Origin of the sequence: Streptomyces sp. NBC_00989 (assembly GCF_045162655.1) — a bacterium.
Lineage (GTDB): Bacteria > Actinomycetota > Actinomycetes > Streptomycetales > Streptomycetaceae > Streptomyces.
Window position 1 is genome coordinate 738,086 of sequence record NZ_CP108728.1, and the last position, 19,701, is coordinate 757,786.

Annotated in this window: 18 protein-coding genes and 1 pseudogene; 12 read left to right on the plus strand and 7 right to left on the minus strand. The window is 70.0% G+C overall.

Annotated elements, in window-relative coordinates; all coding sequences use genetic code 11:
• Positions 1–188 precede the first annotated feature (188 nt).
• The 11 genes from OG714_RS03330 to OG714_RS03380 all read left to right on the plus strand — a co-directional run bounded on the left by OG714_RS03330 (position 189) and on the right by OG714_RS03380 (position 10,452).
• A complete protein-coding gene (locus tag OG714_RS03330) occupies positions 189–680 on the plus strand; it encodes a hypothetical protein (protein ID WP_406118390.1) in 492 nt (163 codons plus the stop codon).
• Between the two features lie 144 nt (positions 681–824).
• Positions 825–1,130: an MSMEG_0570 family nitrogen starvation response protein gene (locus tag OG714_RS03335; protein WP_406118391.1), complete on the plus strand. Its 306-nt coding sequence runs from the start codon at positions 825–827 to the stop codon at positions 1,128–1,130.
• Positions 1,127–2,443, plus strand: coding sequence for an MSMEG_0569 family flavin-dependent oxidoreductase (locus tag OG714_RS03340; protein ID WP_406118393.1), 1,317 nt, complete (start codon positions 1,127–1,129; stop codon positions 2,441–2,443). Before OG714_RS03335 ends, OG714_RS03340 begins: the two co-directional genes overlap by 4 nt.
• 47 nt (positions 2,444–2,490) lie before the next feature.
• On the plus strand, positions 2,491–3,306 hold the full coding sequence (locus OG714_RS03345; RefSeq protein ID WP_406118394.1) for an amidohydrolase family protein: 816 nt from the start codon (positions 2,491–2,493) through the stop codon (positions 3,304–3,306).
• Between the two features lie 41 nt (positions 3,307–3,347).
• A complete protein-coding gene (locus OG714_RS03350) occupies positions 3,348–3,869 on the plus strand; it encodes an MSMEG_0572/Sll0783 family nitrogen starvation response protein (protein WP_033279770.1) in 522 nt (173 codons plus the stop codon).
• Positions 3,870–3,879: 10 nt separating this feature from the next.
• A complete protein-coding gene (locus OG714_RS03355; RefSeq protein ID WP_406118395.1) occupies positions 3,880–4,986 on the plus strand; it encodes an MSMEG_0568 family radical SAM protein in 1,107 nt (368 codons plus the stop codon).
• Positions 4,986–6,422, plus strand: a complete 1,437-nt coding sequence (locus OG714_RS03360) for an MSMEG_0567/sll0787 family protein (RefSeq protein ID WP_406118396.1) — start codon at positions 4,986–4,988, stop codon at positions 6,420–6,422. Before OG714_RS03355 ends, OG714_RS03360 begins: the two co-directional genes overlap by 1 nt.
• The gene (locus tag OG714_RS03365; protein WP_406118397.1) at positions 6,419–7,270 is read left to right on the plus strand and encodes a carbon-nitrogen hydrolase family protein; all 852 of its coding nucleotides are present in this window, start codon (positions 6,419–6,421) and stop codon (positions 7,268–7,270) included. The genes OG714_RS03360 and OG714_RS03365 overlap by 4 nt, the downstream gene beginning before the upstream one ends.
• Positions 7,267–8,103: a carbon-nitrogen hydrolase family protein gene (locus tag OG714_RS03370; protein WP_365302943.1), complete on the plus strand. Its 837-nt coding sequence runs from the start codon at positions 7,267–7,269 to the stop codon at positions 8,101–8,103. The genes OG714_RS03365 and OG714_RS03370 overlap by 4 nt, the downstream gene beginning before the upstream one ends.
• Positions 8,100–9,185 carry an MSMEG_0565 family glycosyltransferase gene (locus OG714_RS03375; protein WP_406118398.1) on the plus strand — a complete coding sequence of 362 codons (1,086 nt, stop codon included), beginning with the start codon at positions 8,100–8,102 and terminating at the stop codon, positions 9,183–9,185. Before OG714_RS03370 ends, OG714_RS03375 begins: the two co-directional genes overlap by 4 nt.
• A gap of 79 nt (positions 9,186–9,264) precedes the next feature.
• Positions 9,265–10,452 carry an acyl-CoA dehydrogenase family protein gene (locus tag OG714_RS03380; protein ID WP_406118399.1) on the plus strand — a complete coding sequence of 396 codons (1,188 nt, stop codon included), beginning with the start codon at positions 9,265–9,267 and terminating at the stop codon, positions 10,450–10,452.
• 9 nt (positions 10,453–10,461) lie between these two features.
• Here OG714_RS03380 and OG714_RS03385 read toward each other — a convergent pair whose 3' ends face one another.
• Positions 10,462–10,983 carry an AAA family ATPase gene (locus OG714_RS03385; protein WP_406118400.1) on the minus strand — a complete coding sequence of 174 codons (522 nt, stop codon included), beginning with the start codon at positions 10,981–10,983 and terminating at the stop codon, positions 10,462–10,464.
• 56 nt (positions 10,984–11,039) lie between these two features.
• On the opposite strand from OG714_RS03385, the gene OG714_RS03390 reads away from it, so the two are divergent.
• Positions 11,040–11,975 (plus strand): ADP-ribosylglycohydrolase family protein, encoded by a 936-nt coding sequence (locus OG714_RS03390; RefSeq protein WP_406118402.1) that lies wholly within the window; start codon positions 11,040–11,042, stop codon positions 11,973–11,975.
• Positions 11,976–12,629: 654 nt separating this feature from the next.
• Here OG714_RS03390 and OG714_RS03395 read toward each other — a convergent pair.
• The 6 genes and pseudogenes from OG714_RS03395 to OG714_RS03420 all read right to left on the minus strand — a co-directional run bounded on the left by OG714_RS03395 (position 12,630) and on the right by OG714_RS03420 (position 19,660).
• Positions 12,630–13,538: a carbohydrate ABC transporter permease gene (locus tag OG714_RS03395; RefSeq protein WP_406118403.1), complete on the minus strand. Its 909-nt coding sequence runs from the start codon at positions 13,536–13,538 to the stop codon at positions 12,630–12,632.
• Positions 13,538–14,491 carry a carbohydrate ABC transporter permease gene (locus OG714_RS03400; RefSeq protein ID WP_406118404.1) on the minus strand — a complete coding sequence of 318 codons (954 nt, stop codon included), beginning with the start codon at positions 14,489–14,491 and terminating at the stop codon, positions 13,538–13,540. Before OG714_RS03400 ends, OG714_RS03395 begins: the two co-directional genes overlap by 1 nt.
• The gene (locus OG714_RS03405; protein ID WP_406118405.1) at positions 14,488–15,807 is read right to left on the minus strand and encodes an ABC transporter substrate-binding protein; all 1,320 of its coding nucleotides are present in this window, start codon (positions 15,805–15,807) and stop codon (positions 14,488–14,490) included. Before OG714_RS03405 ends, OG714_RS03400 begins: the two co-directional genes overlap by 4 nt.
• 344 nt (positions 15,808–16,151) lie before the next feature.
• Positions 16,152–17,549 (minus strand): condensation domain-containing protein, encoded by a 1,398-nt coding sequence (locus OG714_RS03410; protein ID WP_406131705.1) that lies wholly within the window; start codon positions 17,547–17,549, stop codon positions 16,152–16,154.
• Between the two features lie 159 nt (positions 17,550–17,708).
• Positions 17,709–18,923: pseudogene (locus OG714_RS03415) on the minus strand (RNA-guided endonuclease InsQ/TnpB family protein); the annotation flags it as partial.
• Between the two features lie 206 nt (positions 18,924–19,129).
• Positions 19,130–19,660: an FABP family protein gene (locus OG714_RS03420; protein ID WP_406118406.1), complete on the minus strand. Its 531-nt coding sequence runs from the start codon at positions 19,658–19,660 to the stop codon at positions 19,130–19,132.
• Positions 19,661–19,701 lie beyond the last annotated feature (41 nt).

Sequence of the window (19,701 nt, forward strand, 5' to 3'; positions counted from 1 at the left end):
AGCGTCGTAGGTTGCGCGAGTTTAGCCCGCCGCCCACTTTCACCGCTATCGGAGCGATCCATCCGTTTTGACGGGATCCGGAAGCCTGGAATCCGGACACGCGGACCTCAGGAAGAGAGCGCGCGAGAACGGTGTTCAACCTGTCAGCACTGGATCATCAGCGGACGCGTGAGAACGGAGCAGTCAAGGTGAACGACGCGCCGAAGGCCGACATACGCCAGGGAACGGAGTATCCGACTCCGACACCCGACGTGCTGGATCGGGTACGGCGGCACCGGCGCCACACCCTGGAACTGCTCACCGTGTGCGCCGTAGGACTCGTCCCCTGGACGGTCCTGCTGGCGCTGACGTTGCCCTCCGCCTACGAGGTCCACCAGTGGCGGACGACATGGGTCGGGTTCGACGTCCTGCTGGTGCTCTCCATGGCGGCCACCGCGCTGCTCGGCTGGCGGCGGCACCGGGCGGTCATCGTGGCGGCCTCCGTCTCGGCGGCGCTGTTGATCTGCGACGCGTGGTTCGACGTGTCCCTGGCCTTCGGAACCTCGGACGTCTGGTCCGCCGCGGCCCTCGCGGTCTTCGCCGAACTCCCGCTGGCCGGCTATCTGATCCACCGCGTGCTGGCGATGATCTCGCTCGCACGGTGGCCGTCCATGGAAGCGGCAACCAGGCTCACCGAATAGCCTTTTTGCCTCTGCGGCAACGGTGAGGTTTTCGCAACTCCCCTTTGTTCCCGATGACTTCGTTCGGAAATCCACAGGGCTGAAATTTGTCGCCATGGAGAGCGGCGAGGTGGCAAGACCTCGGCGCGCGGCATGGAGGATGTCATGCCCGAGATGTATTTCGATGTGCGCTGGCCCGACGGTCTGACCCAGCGCTGTTATTCACCCTCCACGATAGTCGAGGACTACTTCACGCCGGGCGGTGAATACGAGCTCGCCGAATTCGTCGAGCGCAGTCGTACGGCGCTCGGTATCGCCGGGGAGCGGGTGAGGGAGAAGTTCGGCTTCTACTGCACCGGCGCCTCCGACCAACTGGCGCGCATAGAACGGACGGCGGCCGCATACGGCGACGTCGGCGGCGCCAAGGTCACGGTCGAGTCGCTCCTCGGCGCCGACGGGAGTCCGCGATGAGTCCGGCTGTACGCCTGGCCGGCGCGCACTTCCCGGTGGCCGTGGTCGGTGGTGGCCAGGCGGGCCTCTCCGTCAGCCACGAGCTGCGCGAACGCGGAATCCACCACGTCGTCGTCGAGGCCCACCGGGTCGGACACGAGTGGCGCGAGCGCCGCTGGGACTCCTTCTGCCTGGTGACCCCCAACTGGCAGTGCAGGCTGCCCGGTTACCCCTATCGAGGCGACGACCCCGACGGCTTCATGGTCCGCGACGACATCGTGCGGTACCTGGAGGGCTACGTCGCCCACTTCCGGCCCCCGCTGGTCGAGGGCGTGACGGTCACCCGGCTGCGCCGCTCCCCGAGCGGAGTCTTCGAACTCGCCACCACCGAGGGGGACTTCACCGCCGACCAGGTGGTGATCGCGACTGGCCCCTACCACAGCCCCTCCCTCCCACCGATGGCCCAGCGGCTGCCCGACTCGGTCACGCAGGTCCACTCCTCCCGCTACCGCAACGCCGCCCAACTCCCGCCGGGCGCCGTCCTGGTGGTCGGCACCGGCCAGTCCGGCTGCCAGATAGCCGAGGACCTGCACCTCGCCGGACGACAGGTGCACCTCGCCGTCGGCAGCGCGCCGCGCGTCGCCCGCTTCTACCGCGGCCGTGACTGCGTGGCGTGGCTCGACGAGATGGGCCACTACGCGAAGAACATCGACGACTTCGACGACGCCGGCGCGGTCCGGATGCGCGTCAACCACTACGTCACCGGACGCGACGGAGGCCGCGACATCGACCTGCGCGTCTTCGCCCGCGACGGTATGCGACTGTACGGCCGGCTCACTGAAGTCGGCGGTACGGCAGTGGAGTTCGCCGACGATCTCAAGGTGAACCTCGACCACGCGGACGCCGTGGCCGAGGGCATCAAGGACGCCATCGACACCCACATCACCGCCCGGGGCATCGCGGCACCGGACGAGCCCCGCTACGTACCCGTGTGGGAGCCGGACGACCAGCCGCGCGAACTCGACCTGGCGCAGGCCGACATCACCTCCGTCGTCTGGTCGACCGGGTTCCGCCGCGACCACCGCTGGATCGAGGCACCGGTGTTCGACGGCCGCGGCTACCCGATGCACTGGCGCGGCGCGACCAGCGTCCCCGGCCTGTACTTCCTGGGCCTGCCCTGGCAGCACTCGTGGGGTTCGGGACGCTTCGAAGCGGTGGGCAGGGACGCGGAGTTCCTGGCGAACCACATCGAGGCCTCCCGCCGCCTGGCCGACGTCTGCGGCGCCCTCACCGGCGCCCCCACCGAACTCGCCTCCGCCCTCCCGATCGGCTGAGGCGGAGGAAAGAGGAGACGAAGAGGACGAGGAACGGGACGACACACATGGTCTACGACGCACACCGCCACATCGGCGTCCTCCCCGCCTATCCCTTCTACGGCGGGCCGCCGGTCAACCCCGACACCACCGCCCGCGCCACCGTGAAGCAACTCATCGCCGACCTGGACGCGGAGGGCACCGAACGTGCCCTGGTCATCCCGAACTACGGCGTCCCGGACCCCGCGATCGCCTTCTCCTTCAACGAGCTGGCGATCGAGGCCGCCCAGACCGACGACCGCATCCGGGCCGGACTGTGGGTCTCACCCCGCCCCGAGGACGAGCAACGCACCGCGCGGGCGCTGGAGTTGGCGGGTGAGCGGGGCGTGAAGGCGCTCAAGCTGAGCTTCCTGCTCGGCGGGCGTCCGACCGACCCGGCCTGCCGCCCGCACCTGGACCGTATCTTCGCCGAGGCCGCCCGGCACGGGCTGGTGGTCCACGTCCACACCTCCCCCGGCGCCGCCTCCGACATCGACGAGGTCGGCCACCTGGTCGACTGGTACGCCGACCGAGTCCCCGTCCATCTCGTGCACTTCGGCGGCGGGATGAGCGGCCACATCAAGCTCGCCGGCTCCCGGTTCTTCGACTGGATCACCGCCGGCAAGCACGTCTACACCGACCTCTCCTGGGCCATCGGTTTCACTCCCCGCTGGCTGGCCCGGGAGATCGAGCGCCGCGGTATCGGCCACGACCGGGTGCTCTTCGCCAGCGACCAGCCGTGGGGCGACTTCACGGGCGAGTATGCCCGCCTCGCCGAAGCGACCGGCGGCGGCGAACTCGGCGACCTGGTCTTCCGGGACACGTTCGCCACGCTCTACGACTGACCGACTCCCCTCTCAAGTCCGGTACGCACAAGGAGACAGCCATGTCCGAAACCGTCGAACTCAGCGAGATCGAGCAGCAGTCCCTCAACGAGATCCCCCACCCGTCCCTCCCCGACGGCACCAGCATCTACGGCGCGACGAAGGTGTTCCCCGACTACAAGGCCGAGGACGGCGAGACGTACTTCACGCTCGTCCACGGCATCGCCCACGAGTCGTCGGTCTCCTTCGTCGCCGTCCTCCAGGCGACCCGCGCCCTGCGCAAGGGCTTCGAGACGGCCATCTACTTCTACGGCCCCGGCTCCCTCAACTGCCTTGCCACGCGCGGCTTCCCGACCACCGGCAACTCGGCGTTCCCCGGCGAGCACAACATCAACAACCAGCTCAAGACGTTCATCGCGGAGGGAGGCAAGGTGTTCTGCTGCCGCTTCGGTCTGTCCCTGCACGGGGCCCGCGAGGAGGACCTCATCGAGGGCGTCATCCCGACCCACCCGCTGGACGTCCAGGACGCGCTGATCCACTACGCGCGCAAGGGCGCCATCATCAACTCCACCTACCAGCTGTAAGGGGGCCGCTGTGAGCGTTGGCACCGAATCGACGAGTACGGCGGTGGATGTGCGCATCCTGACCCGCGCCGAACTCGCCCTGCACGGCGTCGCGTTGGACGCCCCCGTACGGCGGCCCGACGGCGCGGGTCCGAGCGGCGACGGTCACGTCCTCGTCGACGGTGCCAACGCCGCACTGCCCACCAACCCGGCCAGCCCCTACCGCGTCCGCGACGGCAAGGTGTGGCTGGGCGACGAGGACGGCCGACTCACGGACACCGGGCTCGCGTTGACCGCCGTGAGCCGCCCGAGGTTCTACGACCTCACCACCGCCGACGGCACCCCGTACGAGCACATCGCCCGCCTCCACGGCGCCGACGTCCTCGCCACCACCGTCGTCCAGACCTGTATCCGCTACGCCGAGTCCGACCGCTGCCGCTTCTGCACCATCGAGGAGTCCCTGCGCTCGGGCGCGACGGTCGCCGCCAAGACACCGGCGCAGCTCTCCGAAGTCGCCGAAGCGGCGGTGCGGTTGGACGGCGTCAAGCAGATGGTCATGACCACGGGCACGACGACCGGACCCGACCGGGGCGCGCGCAATCTCGTCCGCTCCGTGCGCGCCGTCCTCGAAGCGGTGCCCGGCCTGCCCATCCAGGTGCAGTGCGAACCGCCAGGCGACCTCGCCTGGATCCGCGAGCTGCGCGACGCCGGGGCCACCACGATCGGCATCCATGTCGAGTCCCTCGACGAGGGGGTGCGCGGGCGCTGGATGCCGGGCAAGTCGACGGTCCCGATGGCCGAGTACGAGGCCGCGTGGGACGAGGCGGTGCGGATCTTCGGACCGAATCGCGTCTCCACGTATCTCCTCGTCGGACTCGGCGAGGACCCGGACGAACTCATCGCGGGTGCGGGCGAGTTGATCGACCGGGGGGTGTACCCGTTCGTCGTCCCGTTCCGCCCAATGGCCGGCACGCTCGCCGCCCGGGACGGCATCCCGGCACCGAGTGCCGCACTCCTGACGTACGTCACCGAGAGCGTCGCGGCCAGACTTCGTGCCGCCGGGATGAGCGGTGCCGACCAGAAGGCGGGCTGCGCGGCGTGCGGTGCGTGCAGTGTCCTTCAGTCGGCGGGCGGGTGATGGCCGTGTATCTCGACGGCTCCACGGCACCCCTCGCGACGGACGGACCGGTCGACATCCTGGCCCTGCTGGGCGACCGGAGCACACTCGCCCGCCGTCCCGCGTTCCACATCGAACAGGCCGCCGACAAAGCAGAGTTGGCCGCCTACCGACGGTTGCGCACGGAGACCTTCGTCCACGAGCAGGGGCTCTTCACCGGCGACGACCTGGACGACCGTGACGCCGACGCCCGTACCGTCGTGCTGATCGCCCGCACCCCGGACGGCACGGTCATCGGCGGTGTGCGATTGGGCCCGGTCGACGACGGTCCCGACCTCGGTTGGTGGCAGGGCGGCCGGCTGGTCGTCGCCCCACAGGCACGCGGCCCCCACGGAATCGGCGCGGCACTGGTCCGGGCGGCCTGCGCTCGGGCCGAGGCCGAGGGTGTCCTGCGGTTCGACGCGACCGTACAGGCCCGCAACGAGGTGCTGTTCCGGCGTCTCGGCTGGCAGTCGGTACGGGCCACGGAGGTCGCCGGTACACCACACGTCCTGATGCGCTGGCCCATCGCGCGGATAGCGGCCCAAGTCGCGGTCACAAAGGCCGCGTTGGGCCCACTGCTCGCCGAACTCCCCGCGCCCTCCGGCTTCGTCGGTGACGACGGCGCGCCCGTCCCCGGCACCGATGTGATCGCCGCGTGCGACGCGATCGTGCCGTCGATGGTCGAGCGGGACCCGGAGTGGGCGGGCTGGTGCGCGGTCCTGGTGAACGTCAACGACCTTGCGGCGATGGGTGCTTCACCGGTCGGGCTGCTGGACGCGGTGGGCGCGCGCGATGCGGCGCACGCCGCACTGGTCCTCGCCGGACTGAGCAAGGCGGCACGGGCCTACGGCGTCCCGGTGCTCGGCGGTCACACCCAACTCGGCGTCCCTGCCGCCCTGTCGGTGACCGCGCTCGGCCGCACCGACCGGCCGGTGCCCGGCGGCGGAGGGCGCCCCGGACACGCCGTACGGCTCACGGCCGACCTCGGCGGCGGCTGGCGCGCGGGCTACCGGGGCCGCCAGTGGGACTCGACCACCCGTCGTCGTACGGACGAACTGCGCACCATGACAAAGGCGGTGGCGGCCGCGCGACCGGCCGCCGCGAAGGACGTGTCGATGGCCGGGATCGCCGGGACGCTGGGGATGCTCGCCGAGGCGAGCGGCTGCGGGGCGGTGCTCGACGTGGCCGCCGTGCCCCGGCCGGCGGACGCGTCCATGGGCGACTGGCTGACCTGCTTCCCGGGGTTCGCGATGCTCACCGCCGACGAGCCGCACGCGCCTCCGCTGCCCGCCGGGCCCGCAACGGGCGCCGTGTGCGGGGAGTTGACCGTTGGGCAAGGGGTCGGGCTGCGCTGGCCCGACGGAGAGATCACCGAGGCGGTCGCCTCCGCGGTGACCGGAATGGGGACGGCATGAGCACGCTACGGATGGCGGCCGTGGCCGCCGAGTTCGGCCGCGACCTGGAAGAGGACTTCGCGATCGCCGAGCGGCTGATCAAGGAGGCCGGGGAGCAGGGCGTACGGCTCCTCGCGCTCCCGGAGGCGTGCCTGGGCGGCTATCTGCTCGGCCTGGACGACGACAGCGAGCTGGACGAAGGCCCGCCCGCGCTCGCCCTCGACGGCCCGGAGATCCGCCGACTGGCCGCGCTGGCCGGGGAGTTGACGGTCGTGGCGGGCTACTGCGAGGCAGCCGGGGACGCCCGCTACAACAGCGTCGTCTGCGTCACCGGCGACGGTGTCCTCGGCAATCACCGCAAGGTCCACCAGCCGCTCAGCGAGGACGCGAGCTATGCGTCCGGTGACCGTTTCCACGCCTTCGACACACCGGTCGGCCGGATCGGGATGATGATCTGCTACGACAAGGCGTTCCCGGAGTCGGCGCGGGCCCTGGCGCTGGACGGCGCCGAGATCGGGGTGTGCGTGTCGGCGTGGCCGGGCGCGCGGACCAACGCGAGCGCGGACCTGGAGAAGGACCGCTGGAAGCGGCGTTTCGACCTGTTCGACCGGGCCCGCGCGCTGGAGAACCAGATCGTGTGGCTGTCCGCGAACCAGGCGGGCACGTTCGGGTCGCTACGCTTCGTCGGGAGTGCCAAGGTCGTCGACCCGGGCGGCGAGATCCTCGCCGACACGGGCGTGACGTCCGGCATCGCCGTCGCCGAACTCGACGTCGCACAGGCCCTGGAGACCGCCCGCCGGTCGATGGGACACCTGCGCGACCGGCGGCCCGAGACCTATGGACCAGCCCCGGGAGCAGTCACCGCATGAGCACCATCCGGATCGCGGCCGCGGCCGCCCACTTCGGCCGCGACCTGGAGTTCGACCTGGCCCGCGTCGCCAAACTCATCGACGACGCCCGCGGCAACGGCGCCGGACTGCTGGTGCTGCCCGACGCCACCCTCGGCGGCTACCTCGCCGACCTGCGCCACCCCGACCCCCAGACCCTGCCCCCGGCCCTCAAGCCGGACGACCCGCTGATCCTCCAAGTCGCCCGCCTGGCCGCCGAGATGGTGGTGTGCGTGGGCTATTGCGAGGACGGCGGGACCGAGCGCTACAACGCCGCCGTGTGCGTCAGTGGCGACGGCATCCTGGGCCGGCACCGCAAGGTGCACCTCCCGGCGGGCGAGGTCGCCGCGTACACGGCGGGGGACCGCTTCGACGCCTTCGACACCCCGGTCGGCCGCCTGGGCATGCTCATCGACTACGACAAGACCTTCCCCGAGTCGGCCCGCTCACTGGCCCTGGACGGCGCCGAGATCCTCGCCTGCCTCTCCGCCTGGCCCACCAGCATCACCAACCGCGCCCCGCGCATGGCTCAGGACCGCCAGGCCCGCCTCTTCGACCTCTACGACCAGTCCCGCGCCGCCGAGAACCAGGTCGTGCTGGCCTCCTCCAACCAGACCGGAGCCATGGGCGGCATGCGCTTCCTCGGCCAGGCCAAGGTGGTCGGCCCCGGCGGCGACATCCTCGCCCGCACCTGGTCCAAGGCCGGTCTCGCCGTCGCCGAGATCGACGTCGCCGCCGAAACAGACCGGGCCCGCCGCGTCCTGCGCCACCTCGACGAACGCCGTCCCGACGCCTACCGGGAGTCCCGTACGTGAAGATCGCCCTGCTCAGCTACTCCACCAGGCCGCGCGGCGGGGTCGTCCACACCCTCGCCCTCGCGGAGGCCCTCGCGGCACTGGGCGAGGACGTCACGGTGTGGACCCTGGGCCGGGGCGGCGACGCGGGCTTCTTCCGCCCGGTGAACCCGGCGGTACGACTCCAGATCGTCCCGTTCCCCGACGGCCCGCCCGAGGAGACCGTCGGCGCACGCATCCTGCGCTCCATCACCACCCTCCGCACCGCCTTCGACCCCACGCCCTACGACGTCGTCCACGCCCAGGACTGCATCAGCGCCAACGCGGCCGGCCGCTGCGTCCGCACGGTCCACCACCTCGACCACTTCACCACCCCCGAACTGGCCGCCTGCCACGAGCGCGCGATCGTCGAGCCGTACGCGCACGTCTGCGTGTCGGAAGCCGTCGCCGGTGAACTGGCAGCCGGCTGGGGCATCGAGGCACAGGTCATCCCCAACGGCGTGGCGTACGACCGTTTCGCCGCCACCGACCCTGCCGCGCGGGCGAGTTGGCGTGCCCGTCTCGGCCCGTACGTCCTCGCCGTCGGCGGCATCGAACCCCGCAAGGGCTCACTGGACCTCCTGGAGGCCTACGCCCTCCTGCGTACCGCCCGTCCCGACGTCCGACTGGTGATCGCGGGCGGCGAGACGCTCTTCGACTACCGCGACTACCGGGCGAGGTGGGAGGCGCGGGCCGCCGAACTCGCAGTAGAACCAGTGGTGTTGGGGCAGGTGGACGAGGACGGGCTGCCGTCCCTGGTAGCGGGGGCGGGCGCGTTCGCGTTCCCGTCTCTCAAGGAGGGCTTCGGTCTCGCGGCCATGGAGGCGTTGGCGGCGGGTGTCCCGTTGGTCGTACGAGATCTGCCCGTGCTGCGGGAGGTGTTCGGCGGGGCCGCTCAATTCGCCGCCACACCAGTGGACTTGGCCAGCAAACTCGGCCACGCCCTCACGACCGAGGACCCGGCCCGCGCCGCCGCCGGACGTTCCCTCGCCGCCCGCCACACGTGGGACGCGGCGGCCCGCAGCCACCTCGACTTCTACCGCTCCCTGCGCCCTCGCTCGTGAACGGCCCCTGTCAACACGGGCGTTGACACCTCACCCGATCCGCGTCACGGTGAGGGCCCGTCGTGCCCGGAGGTCGTCCATGGCTCCGTTATCCACGCCCCTGTCAGACGTCTGCCTCGTCGAACGCGTGCAGGCGATACAACCCCTCCTCCGCGAGCACGCGTTGCGCACCGAGCAGGAGAGAAGGGTGACGGGGGAAGTGGTGGCGGCGCTGACGGACGCCGGGGTCTACCGGATGAACGTCCCCCGGCGGTACGGGGGTTACCGGAGCCGGTTGAGCACGCAGGTCGAGGTGTTGGGCGAGATCGCCGCCGGGTGCGGTTCGACCGGCTTCATGGCGCTGATCCAGGCCGGGTGTTCCTACATCGCCGCGCTCTTCCCGGACCAGGCCCAGGACGAGATCTTCACCGGCCCGGACGTCCGGGTCGGCGGCACGCTCATCCCGGACGCCGTCGCGGTCGAGACGGACGGCGGCTATGTCGTCAACGGCACCTCGGCCTTCGCCACCGGCTGCCAGAACGCCGACTGGCACCTCCTGACGGCCCGGGTCGAGTCCGACGGCGGCCCGCCCGACGTGCTGTGGACCGCCGTACCGATGTCCGATCTGGAGATCCTCGACGACTGGTACGTCTCGGGGTTGGCGGGGAGCGGCAGCAACAGCGTCGTCGCGCGGGACGTGTTCGTGCCCGCGCACCGCGTGCTGCCCGTAGGGCCTTTGCTGCGTGGCGAGTTGGCCTCCAAGGCCAACGCTGACGACCCCTTCTACCGGATGCCGGTGCTGCTGCTGTTCTGTGCCTGGACGGCGCCGAACGCGCTGGGCCTGGCCCGGGCGGCCCTCGCGGAGTTCACCGAGCGCATCCACCGCCGGGGCATCACGTACACCTTCCACGAGCGGCAGTACGAGGCGGGCGTCACACATCTCCAGGTCGCCGAGGCGGCGATGAAGATCTCCTGCGCCGAGCTACTGACCGCCGAGTTCGTCGCCCGGATCGAGGACTCGACCAAGAACGGCGACCCGTCGTACACCCAGGCGGACCGGGCCAGGATCCGCGCGCAGAGCGGCTATACGACACGCCTGTGCAAGGAGGCCGTGGACCTCATCGCCTCCGCCTCCGGAGCGTCCTCCCTCCACCGGGACGTCCCCGTCCAGCGAGCCGTACGCGACCTGCACGCGCTTAGCCTGCACTCCTTCGTCAACCCTGCCACCAACCTGGAGCTGTACGGGCGGGTGCTGGCCGGACTCGACGCGGGCACGCCGTTCCTCTGACCGGTCCCTTCAACGCAGAGTTGCCAGCCAGGCGGCGGTGTCGTCGGGCCGGGCGAACCGGTGTGCGGCGAGCGGGGCGAAGCGGGGTTCGCGGATACGGCGTTCGATCTCGCTCCTCCGCCCCGCGTGCTGTGACCAGGCCCACCAGGCCGGGTGTTCCCGGCTCAGCCAGCCTGCCCAAGTCTCCCTGTTCCCACCGAAGATGCTCTCGCGAGTGACCGTGCGCCGAAGGGAACGGCGCAGGACACGGGGCATGATCACGCGTCGCGCGTAGTCCAGCCAGATCACCGTGTCGGCCTTCTCCCAGAGCAGATCACGGACTTCGGGCGAGCCGATCGAGTCGATGATCCAGCGGGGTTCGGAGGTGAGCCGCAGGACGTCCTCGGCAAGGCCTTGGTTGACGGTCCAGTTGGGCCCGGCGAAGTAGAGGGCGTCCATCTCGTGGTACGGCACGCCGAGCCGCTCACCCACGGCCCGCGCGAGCGTCGACTTGCCCGCGCCCGTCGCCCCGACCACCAGGATCCGCTCCATCCACGCACCCTAACTACGATGTGCGGTGCCCGCCGATCATTAACAGGAGCCCCGCCATGCGCAGTCCGCACCACGCCCACGCCTCCCTCGACGGCCTGGTGACGGGAGACGCCTTCGGCGACGGCTGGTTCACCCGGTCCGACGAGTCCGCCGAGGAGTTGTGGGCCGCGCGGGAGCTGCGCCCCGCGCCGTGGTTGTGGACGGACGACTCGGCCATGGCGTTCGTCCTGTTCGCCCACCTGGTGGCCCACGGGGAGGTCCAACCGGACGCGCTGGCCCGGGAGTTCGCCGCCGAGTACGAGCGGGACCCCAATCGGGGGTACGGCCCGTCCATGCACAGCATTCTGCGCCGCATCGGCGACGGCGAGGACTGGCAGGCGGTCACCACCGGCCAGTTCGGCGGACAGGGGTCCTACGGCAACGGCGCCGCGATGAGGGTCGCCCCGCTCGGGGCATGGTTCCAGGACGACTTGGTGGCTGCCGCCGAGCAGGCCCGGCTGTCCGCGCTGACCACCCACGCCCACCCGGAGGCCGTCGCGGGTGCGGTGGCCGTGGCGGTCGCCGCCGCGCTGGCAGCCGCCGGTGCGGGTCAACAGGCCGCCCCGCGCACCGAGTTCCTGCGCGAGGTCGCCTCGCACGTGCCGGAGAGCGATGCCCGCTCCGGTCTGCTGGTCGCCGCGAACTTCTCCCAGCGGACGTCGGTACGGCACGCGGCCTCCGTCCTGGGCTCGGGCACGCTGATCTCCGCTCCGGACACCGTGCCGTTCGCCCTGTGGTCCGCCGCGGGTCAACCGGACGATCTGCCCGAGGCCTTGTGGCAGACCGTCGCCGGGTGGGGCGACCGGGACACGACCTGCGCGATCGCGGGCGGTGTCGTCGCGGCCCGCACCGGAACGGCCGGCATCCCGTCCGCGTGGCGGGATGCGCGCGAGACGATCCCGGCCTGGAGCGGCTGGGATTCACTCGCGGCGACCCGCCAGAGCAGCCTGTAGTAGAGGCGACTGCTCGCAGTGCGCCGGCGGCCTAACGAATCGGTGTGGTCGTGGGCAGACTCGCCGCGGAGTTCAACTGCCGTGACCGCAAAGGCCAGTGGCCCCGGCAGCAGCGGGGCGAGCAGCGGCAGCATCCACAGGAACGCGACGCACAGTCCGACCGCCGCCACGATCAGCGCGCAGCCCACCGGATCCGCGGCGGAGCGGGTCGCGGCCCGGTTCAGGGCCGGGCTCCAGCCGCGCGCCGCCTCCGGATCGGCGGCGGCGCGCAAGGCTACGACGAGTCCCGCCACCGCGACAGCGATCAGCGCCCATGACATCGGACGGGCGCCGGGGAGACCCGCCCGCGCGAGCGCGAGGTCGAGGACGACCAAGGTCACCGCCGCGAGCACCATCGCGCCCGCGAGCAGCACGCGGCGGAGTCCATGGGCACGGAACTCGGCGACGTACTCCCCCATGCTCACCGGTCGGTCCTCGCGGATCGACCGTCGCAGGACGGCGCAGGCCGCGGCGAGCGCCGTAGGAGCCGTGATCACGAGAAGGGAGGCCACCGCGGTCGCCAGTCCGACGGCAAGCATGTCGGCGAAAAGGGTGAAGCGGGGGCCGAACAGCTCGCCCGGTTCCCGGCGTTGGGGTGCGAAGGAATTCATGGGCTCAGCCCTTCAGGCCGGAGGTCGCCATGCCCTGCACCAGGTAGCGCTGGAAGGCGAAGAAGAACAGCACGATCGGCACGATCGAGATCACCGACATCGCGAACATCGGGCCGTAGGCGGAGGTGCTGGACTGGTCGACGAAGTTGCGCAGGGCCAGGGTGATCGTGAACTTCTCCGGGTCGAAGAGGTAGATCAGCTGGGTGAAGAAGTCGTTCCAGCTCCAGATGAAGGTGAAGATCGCGGTGGTGATGAGGGCCGGGCGGGTCAGTGGGAGGACGACCGACCAGAAGATGCGGAACGGTCCGCAGCCGTCGATGCGGGCGGCCTCGTCGAGTTCGCGGGGCAGGCCGCGCATGAACTGGACGATGAGGAAGACGAAGAAGGCCTCCGTGGCAAGGAACTTCGGCAGGATCAGCGGCCAATAGGTGTCCACCATGCCGAGTTTGTTGAAGATGATGTACTGCGGGATCAGCACGGCGTGGTGCGGCAGCATCATCGTGGCGATCATGAAGCCGAACATCGGGCCCCGCATGCGGAAGCGCAGCCGGGCGAAGGCGTAGGCGGCGAGGGAGCAGGACACGACGTTCCCGACGACCGAACCGACGCTGATCAGCAGGGAGTTGAGCAGGAGCCGGGTGATCGAGACGCCGCTGATTCCGTCCAGGGCGGTGGTGTAGTTCGACCACTCGATGTGGCTCGGCAGCAGCTTGAGGCTGGTGAGGACCTCGTTCGCCGGCTTCAGCGAGGTGGCGAGCAGCCAGGCCAACGGGTAGAGCAGGACGAGGAGTACGGCCAGCAGTCCGAGGTGTTTCGCGATCGTCGCGGTGCGGGTGCGGCCGGGGTTGCTCTTGAGTCCGGAGCTGTTCTTGAGGCCGGCGGCACTCTTGAAGTCGGGCGCTGTCGTGGCCATCAGGCCCCCTCGTTGGCGTAGAAGACCCAGGAGCGCGAGGTCCTGAAGAGGATGAGCGTGACCGCGCCGATGGCCAGGAGCAGGACCCAGGCCATGGCGGAGGCGTAGCCCATGTGCGAGGCGGTGAAGCCTCGTTCGTAGAGGTAGAGCGTGTAGAACTCGGTGGAGTCGGCCGGTCCGCCGTTGCCGCCGCTGATCGCGAAGGCGGGGGTGAAGACCTGGAAGGACTGGATGGTCTCCAGGACGAGGTTGAAGAAGACCACCGGGGACAGCATGGGCAGCGTCACGGACACGAAGCGTCGCCACCGTCCCGCGCCGTCGAGTGCGGCGGCCTCGTACAGGTCGGCGGGGATCTGCTGAAGTCCGGCGAGGAAGATGACCATCGGGGCGCCGAACTGCCAGGCGGAGAGCAGCGCGACGACGAACACCGCGAGGTGCGGGTCGGAGACCCAGCCGCCGGTGTGGATGCCGATGGAGGACAGGAGTTCGTCGACGGTGCCGCCGTCGTTGTAGAGCGCCCGCCACACCAGCGCGACCGCCATGCTCGCGCCGAGCAGCGAGGGGGCGTAGAAGGCCGAGCGGTAGAAACCCTTGGCCTTGCGCGTGTTGCCGAGCAGCAGGGCGACGCTGAGTGCGATGGCGAGTTTGAGGGGGACGGCGACCACGACGTAGAGGAGCGTGGTGCCGACCGAGCGCCAGTACCTCGGGTCCGCGGTGAACATGTCGCTGTAGTTGCGCAGTCCGACCCACTTGGGCGGGTCGAAGAGGTTGTAGTCGGTGAACGACAGGTACAGGGACACGGCCATGGGGGCGAGCGTCAGGAGGACGACTCCGAGGATCCATGGCGAGAGGAACACGTAGGCGGGGCCGCCGCGTTGGCCGCGCCCGCGGTGTTCCGGTGGTGTCGCGGTGGCGTGTGCGGTGCGGGGCGGTGGGGTTGCCGTGGTGGTCATCGCAGCTCCCGCTTGGCCTCGGCGACGTACTCCTCGGCGGCGCCTCGCGGGCTCTCCATTCCGTAGGAGACGCGCTGGTAGTCGCGGGTGAAGGAGACCTGGAGGACGACGTCGCCGCGGGGTGGTGCCATGGGCGGGGCCGACGTGCCGTGGGCGGCGATCGTGCGCCCGTAGTCGTAGACCTCTTTTTCCGGGCCGGTGAGACCCTTGCCTATCGCCTCGGCGATCTTCTCGTTGGGGGGTGTGGAGCGGGTGACGCCGAGGATCTTGCCCGCGGCGGGGTCGTTGAGCAGGAAGTCGATCAACTCGGCCGCCTCCTTGGGGTGTTGGGTCCCCGCGCCGGCGCCGATGAGCATGGTCGGCTTGAAGTACTGGCCCACCTTGCCGTCGGTCGTGGGGACGGGCGCGAAGTGGACCTGGTCGCCGAGCAGGGGCGGGTAGCCGAGGAAGGGGGCGTCCCAGTTGAAGTCGGTCGCCGCGATGCCGCGTCCCATCGGGGTGTCCTCGACGGCGCCGCCGACCTGGGCGGTGTCCCTGGCCTGCGAGACGATGCCCGCGCGGCGCAGCTTGTCGGTGAAGGTCCAGAAGGCGGTCAAGTCGTCGGTGGTGAAGCCGAGTCGGTGCTCCGAGGCGTAGAGCTCCTTGCCGCGGCTGCGCAGCCAGGTCTCGAAGGCGTCCTCGTTGACCCCGAGATCGGAAAGGCCGGTGTAGGCATGCCCGTTGGGGCCCTTCATGCCGAGCGCGCTGATCTTCCTGCCCGCTTCGGCCCAGTCGTCCCAGGTCCAACCGGGCTGGGGTGTCGCGACTCCGGCCTTCTTGAAGACGGTGGCGTCGTAGACGATGCCGGTCGTTCCCTTGCCCATCGGGAGGGCGTACTGCTTGCCGTCGTAGACGCCGGTGCGGGTCAGGGTCTTGTCGAAGTCGGCTGTCCGCAGCGTGCCGTTCTTGAGGTAGGGGCCGAGGTCCAGGAGGGTGCCGCTGCCCGCGTACTGGGATATCTGCCGGTAGTCGAGCTGGGCCACGTCGGGGAGGTCGCCGCCGGCCGCCTGGGTGGCGAGCTTCTGCACATATGCCGGGTAGCCGGCGAAGGAGGTGCGCACCGTGACGTTCGGGTGCCGCTTCTCGAAGACGGCCACGGCGGCGTTGGTGCGTTGGGCTCGGTCGTCGTTGCCCCACCAGGCGAAGGTGAGTGTCACTTTCCCGCCTGCCGCCGTGCTCGCTCCGCTGCCGTCGGAACAGCCGGCGAGGAGGGGGGCGAACAGAGCGCCCGCGACGGCGCCGAGGACAGCTCGTCTCCGGAAACTGGGTGGCGTCATGGCGATGCCTCCTGAGTGGGGCGTGGACATCGTTGTCTGAGGTCAGGAGTTGTTGCCCGGTCCGGCAGAGAGTGGGGGGAGCGGACGGACGGCATGGCACGAGAGCGCGACCCGTCAGGCCGTACTGGATGAAGGGCGGGGGGATATGGCAAGCGCTTTCGTCTTGCAAAGAACGTAGATCCCGTCCGTCCGGTCGGTCAACGGTGCTGCACCACATGTTTGTTCGGACATGAGGCACGCGCGCGGGTCGGCACACGTGCCCCAGGTCGGATTCGGCCTCGCCGGCCGTAGGGGAAAGGGCTGACAGCCGCACGGGAACGGGCTGTCAGCCGTACTGCCAGGGGTCAGAGACGCACGACCGACGCCCGCCGGGCCACCGCGACGAGCCGCTCCTGGACCAGCTCCATACACAGCCGCATGTTCTTGTCCGCGATGACGTTGTCCGGGATACGGCACGCGAACTGGAGCCCCTCGTGGACCCGGGTCACCCACGCGCACACCTGATCGCCGTACGACACCCGGATCAGTCCGTACGCCTTGAGCTCGTGCCAGCGCTCCGAACCGGGCAGGGCGCGCGAGTCGACGTAGGAGACGATCGAGTACAGGTCGGGGGACGTGGGCCTGAAGTCGGCGCCCAGCAGGCGCAGTACGCGGGCGATGGGCATGCGGGCCAGCGGACGGTTCTCGCGGAGGGTCGCGCGGACCATGCGCAGGGCGTGGTCGAAGTCCGTGGCGTGCTGGACGGGGATCTCGATCGGGGCGCCGCCCACGTACCAGCCGACCGAGTCGGCCCAGCGGGACTTGGCGCGGGTGTGGAAGGGGACGACGGTGCGGTACACGTCGAGGCCGCTGATCTCGCGGGCGGCCAGCGCGACGGCCGCGAGGATGCCGACGAGGCTTCCGCCGTAGGGGCGGCAGTACGCCTCGAAGGCCGCCGCGTCCGCCTCGTCGACGAGCATCTCCTGGAGGAACTTCTGGGTGGGCAGCGGCCCTTCGGGGTCGAGGCCGAGGTCGACGGGGAAGTTCGGCAGTTTGCCGTCGCAGCGGGCGATGAACTCGCGCCAGCGGGACACGACGGTGTGGGTGTCGTCGATCTGGTCGGCATCCGTGCGCTCGCCCGCGCAGAAGTCGATGTAACTGGCGACGGGCGCCGACTCGACCGCCTTCCCGGCGAGGCCGGCCTCATACAGCTCGTGGACCTCGCCCGCGATGCGATGCAGCGAGTAGGCGTCGACGTTGCTGTGGTCGAACGCCAGGTAGACGCTCGTGCCGTCGTCCCGAACGACCGCCGCGAACAGGAAGTTGGGCCAGGTGAGCGCGTCCGCCGTCACATCGAAACGGTCCTGCAGGTACCGGGTCAGTGTCCCCGCGTCCGCGAACTCCCCCACGTCCTCGCGGTGCAGGGCCACGGCGTCGGCGTCCAGGGTGAAGCGGCGCATCTCGTCACCGGCCCACCTGAAGCCGCTGCGCAGCGTCTCGTGCCGGAGCATCCAGGACCGCAACGCGCCTTGCAGGACGTCGAGTTCGATCCGCCCCGGCATGTCGAAGGCGGTACCGAGCCAGGTCGGCACGAACAGCCCGTCCTCGCGCACCGAGCGCGCCGTACGGATGTGGGACTCCTGCACGTACGCCGGTGGCCGCGCGTCGTCCGGGAGGGCCCGCGCCGCTCCTACGGCCGCCGGGTGCAGCGTCCACTCGACGAGTCGTCCGGGACGGATCTCGCACCGCTGAAGGTCACTCATGCGCACAGGGCTCTCCGTTCGCCTGCCCACGGGAGGCCGCCGGGCACCACTGTCGATCCACGCCTCCATGCCGCTCGGGCACCGCTCACTGCATGGGAGATCAACGATCGGGATATTCGGAAAGCAACGCTTTGAATCCTCCCCTTCTTGATGGATGGGGATTCCTGGCTCACGTTGGCTGTGGACCGGCGGTCCGTCAGCTCTTACACGATCAGCACCAGCCGGGGTGAGACCAGCCCGGACCAGCATCACGCGGGCGGAGTTCTTGTCCCTGGGGGACACGGCTCCACACACGGTGCAGGCGTAGGTTCGTTCAGAGAGGGGCAGTGCGTGCTTGGTTCTCGCTCCGCACTGTGCGCAGTCCATGGTGGTGTGCGCGGGGTGTACAAGGTGGAGTTCGCGGCCGTGTTTGCGGGCCATATGGATCAGTGCCTGCTTTGTGGCGCCGATCGCCGCGTCGGCGGCCTTGCGGGCCATCGTGGACTTGGCCAGGAATTTCGGGCGGAAGTCCTCGACCGCGAGGCGGTCATGGTCACGGACAACCCCTTTGGCCCACTTACGACCAGTGTCCTCGCGGCGCCGGGCGACTTTCTTGTGGAGCCTCGCGGTCTGCCGTTTCGCTTCCCGGTAGCCTTTGGAGCCAGCCTGTCCACGTTTGGGTTTCCTGCGCACCATCCTCCGCTGATAGCAGGCCAGGCGCTGCGCGGCAGTCTTGCCATGCTGTATGTGTGGCAGGTCGTGGGCGTCCGAAGTGGTCGTCGCTGTCTCCCTCACACCCCAGTCGATACCGATGTCCAACCCAGTGACGGGCAGGGTCTCGGTGGTCGTCGCCACGACGAACGAGGCATACCAGTGGCCGAGGCTGTCGCGGTGAACGCGAACGGAGGACGGTGGATTCGGCAGCTCGCGGGACCACACCACACTCAGCATGATCCCACCCGCCAAGTGCAGACGCCCATCTTTGATCCGGAAGCCACGCCGCGTGTAGTTCAGCGTCGGGTCGGCACCGTGCTTCTTCTTGTACCTGGGCATCCCGGCCCGCTGGCGATGCGGCAGCCGGGCCTTGATATCTTTCAGGGACTTCGCACGGGACTTGGCGAAGTCACGGATGGTCTGCTGCTGGGGAACCGAACTGCCCGCGCGTAGCCACCCGTTCGCCGTGCGGGCCTCGGTCAGCATCCTATCGAGGCGGGCCGGACCGCAGTTCTCCTCGTTGACGTACGCCTTCATCGAGCGGGCACAGCACTCGTTCCAGATCCACCGACAGCGCGCCCACTCCGCCTCAAGAGCCGTGCCGGTAGCCGACGACACGCGCAGACGGTACGTGTACCGAGCGTGCCCGGCATCTCCCACCGCGCCTTTCACCGTCGCCATAGCGTCAAACATAGGCGCGCAGAAGTCCCGCGGTGATGTATTTCTCTGCACGAACATCACTTGCGCCGACCTGCCCGTCAGCAGGCACCCCATTGCCACAGGCCGGTTCACCTTTGCCTGCTCTGTACCGCAGGAGTTCGCCTCATCCCGCCTCTGACGGCCGGACGCCCTCGAAAGAACCTAGTGAACGGTCAGTTCAGCAACTCTCAGCCCGCACGTCGCAGCCGCGCGGAAAGATGGTGTTGCAGCGACTGTCCCACCGCCTCCAGACCGTGGTCGAAGGTGAGGTTGCCGTCGTCGGTCAGAACGTATCGGCGACGGCTGGCGATGACCTTCTTGGCGGTCGGGGTGAGGGCGACCTCGTGGGTGGCGAGGTCGACCGTTCCGTCGGTGGCCTTGCCGACGAGGATCTCGGCGATGCCGGTCGGCTGGGTGATCAGTGCCTCGATCCGGCCGTCGGGTTGCAGGCGCCACCAGCCGCTCTCGCGGGCCGCGGGGCGCACCGGTGCGTTGTCGGCGTCGAGGATCCAGGCTCGGGCCTCGTAGTGCACGAAGGGGCGGCCGTCGTGGCTGAAGGTGACGTCCTGGGCGTAGGTGAAGTCGCCGTCTAGCGTGGGGTATTCCCCCTTGCCTTGGCCGTGCCAGTGGCCCAGGAGGGCGAGTACGGGGGCGAGCAGCGGGTGGGGTGCGGGTTTCTCGTCCGCGTGGTGGGCGTCGGGGTACGGGGGGTTGGGCACGGGGGCGCTCCTGTGATCGATGCGGGTGTCGGGGCGCAGCT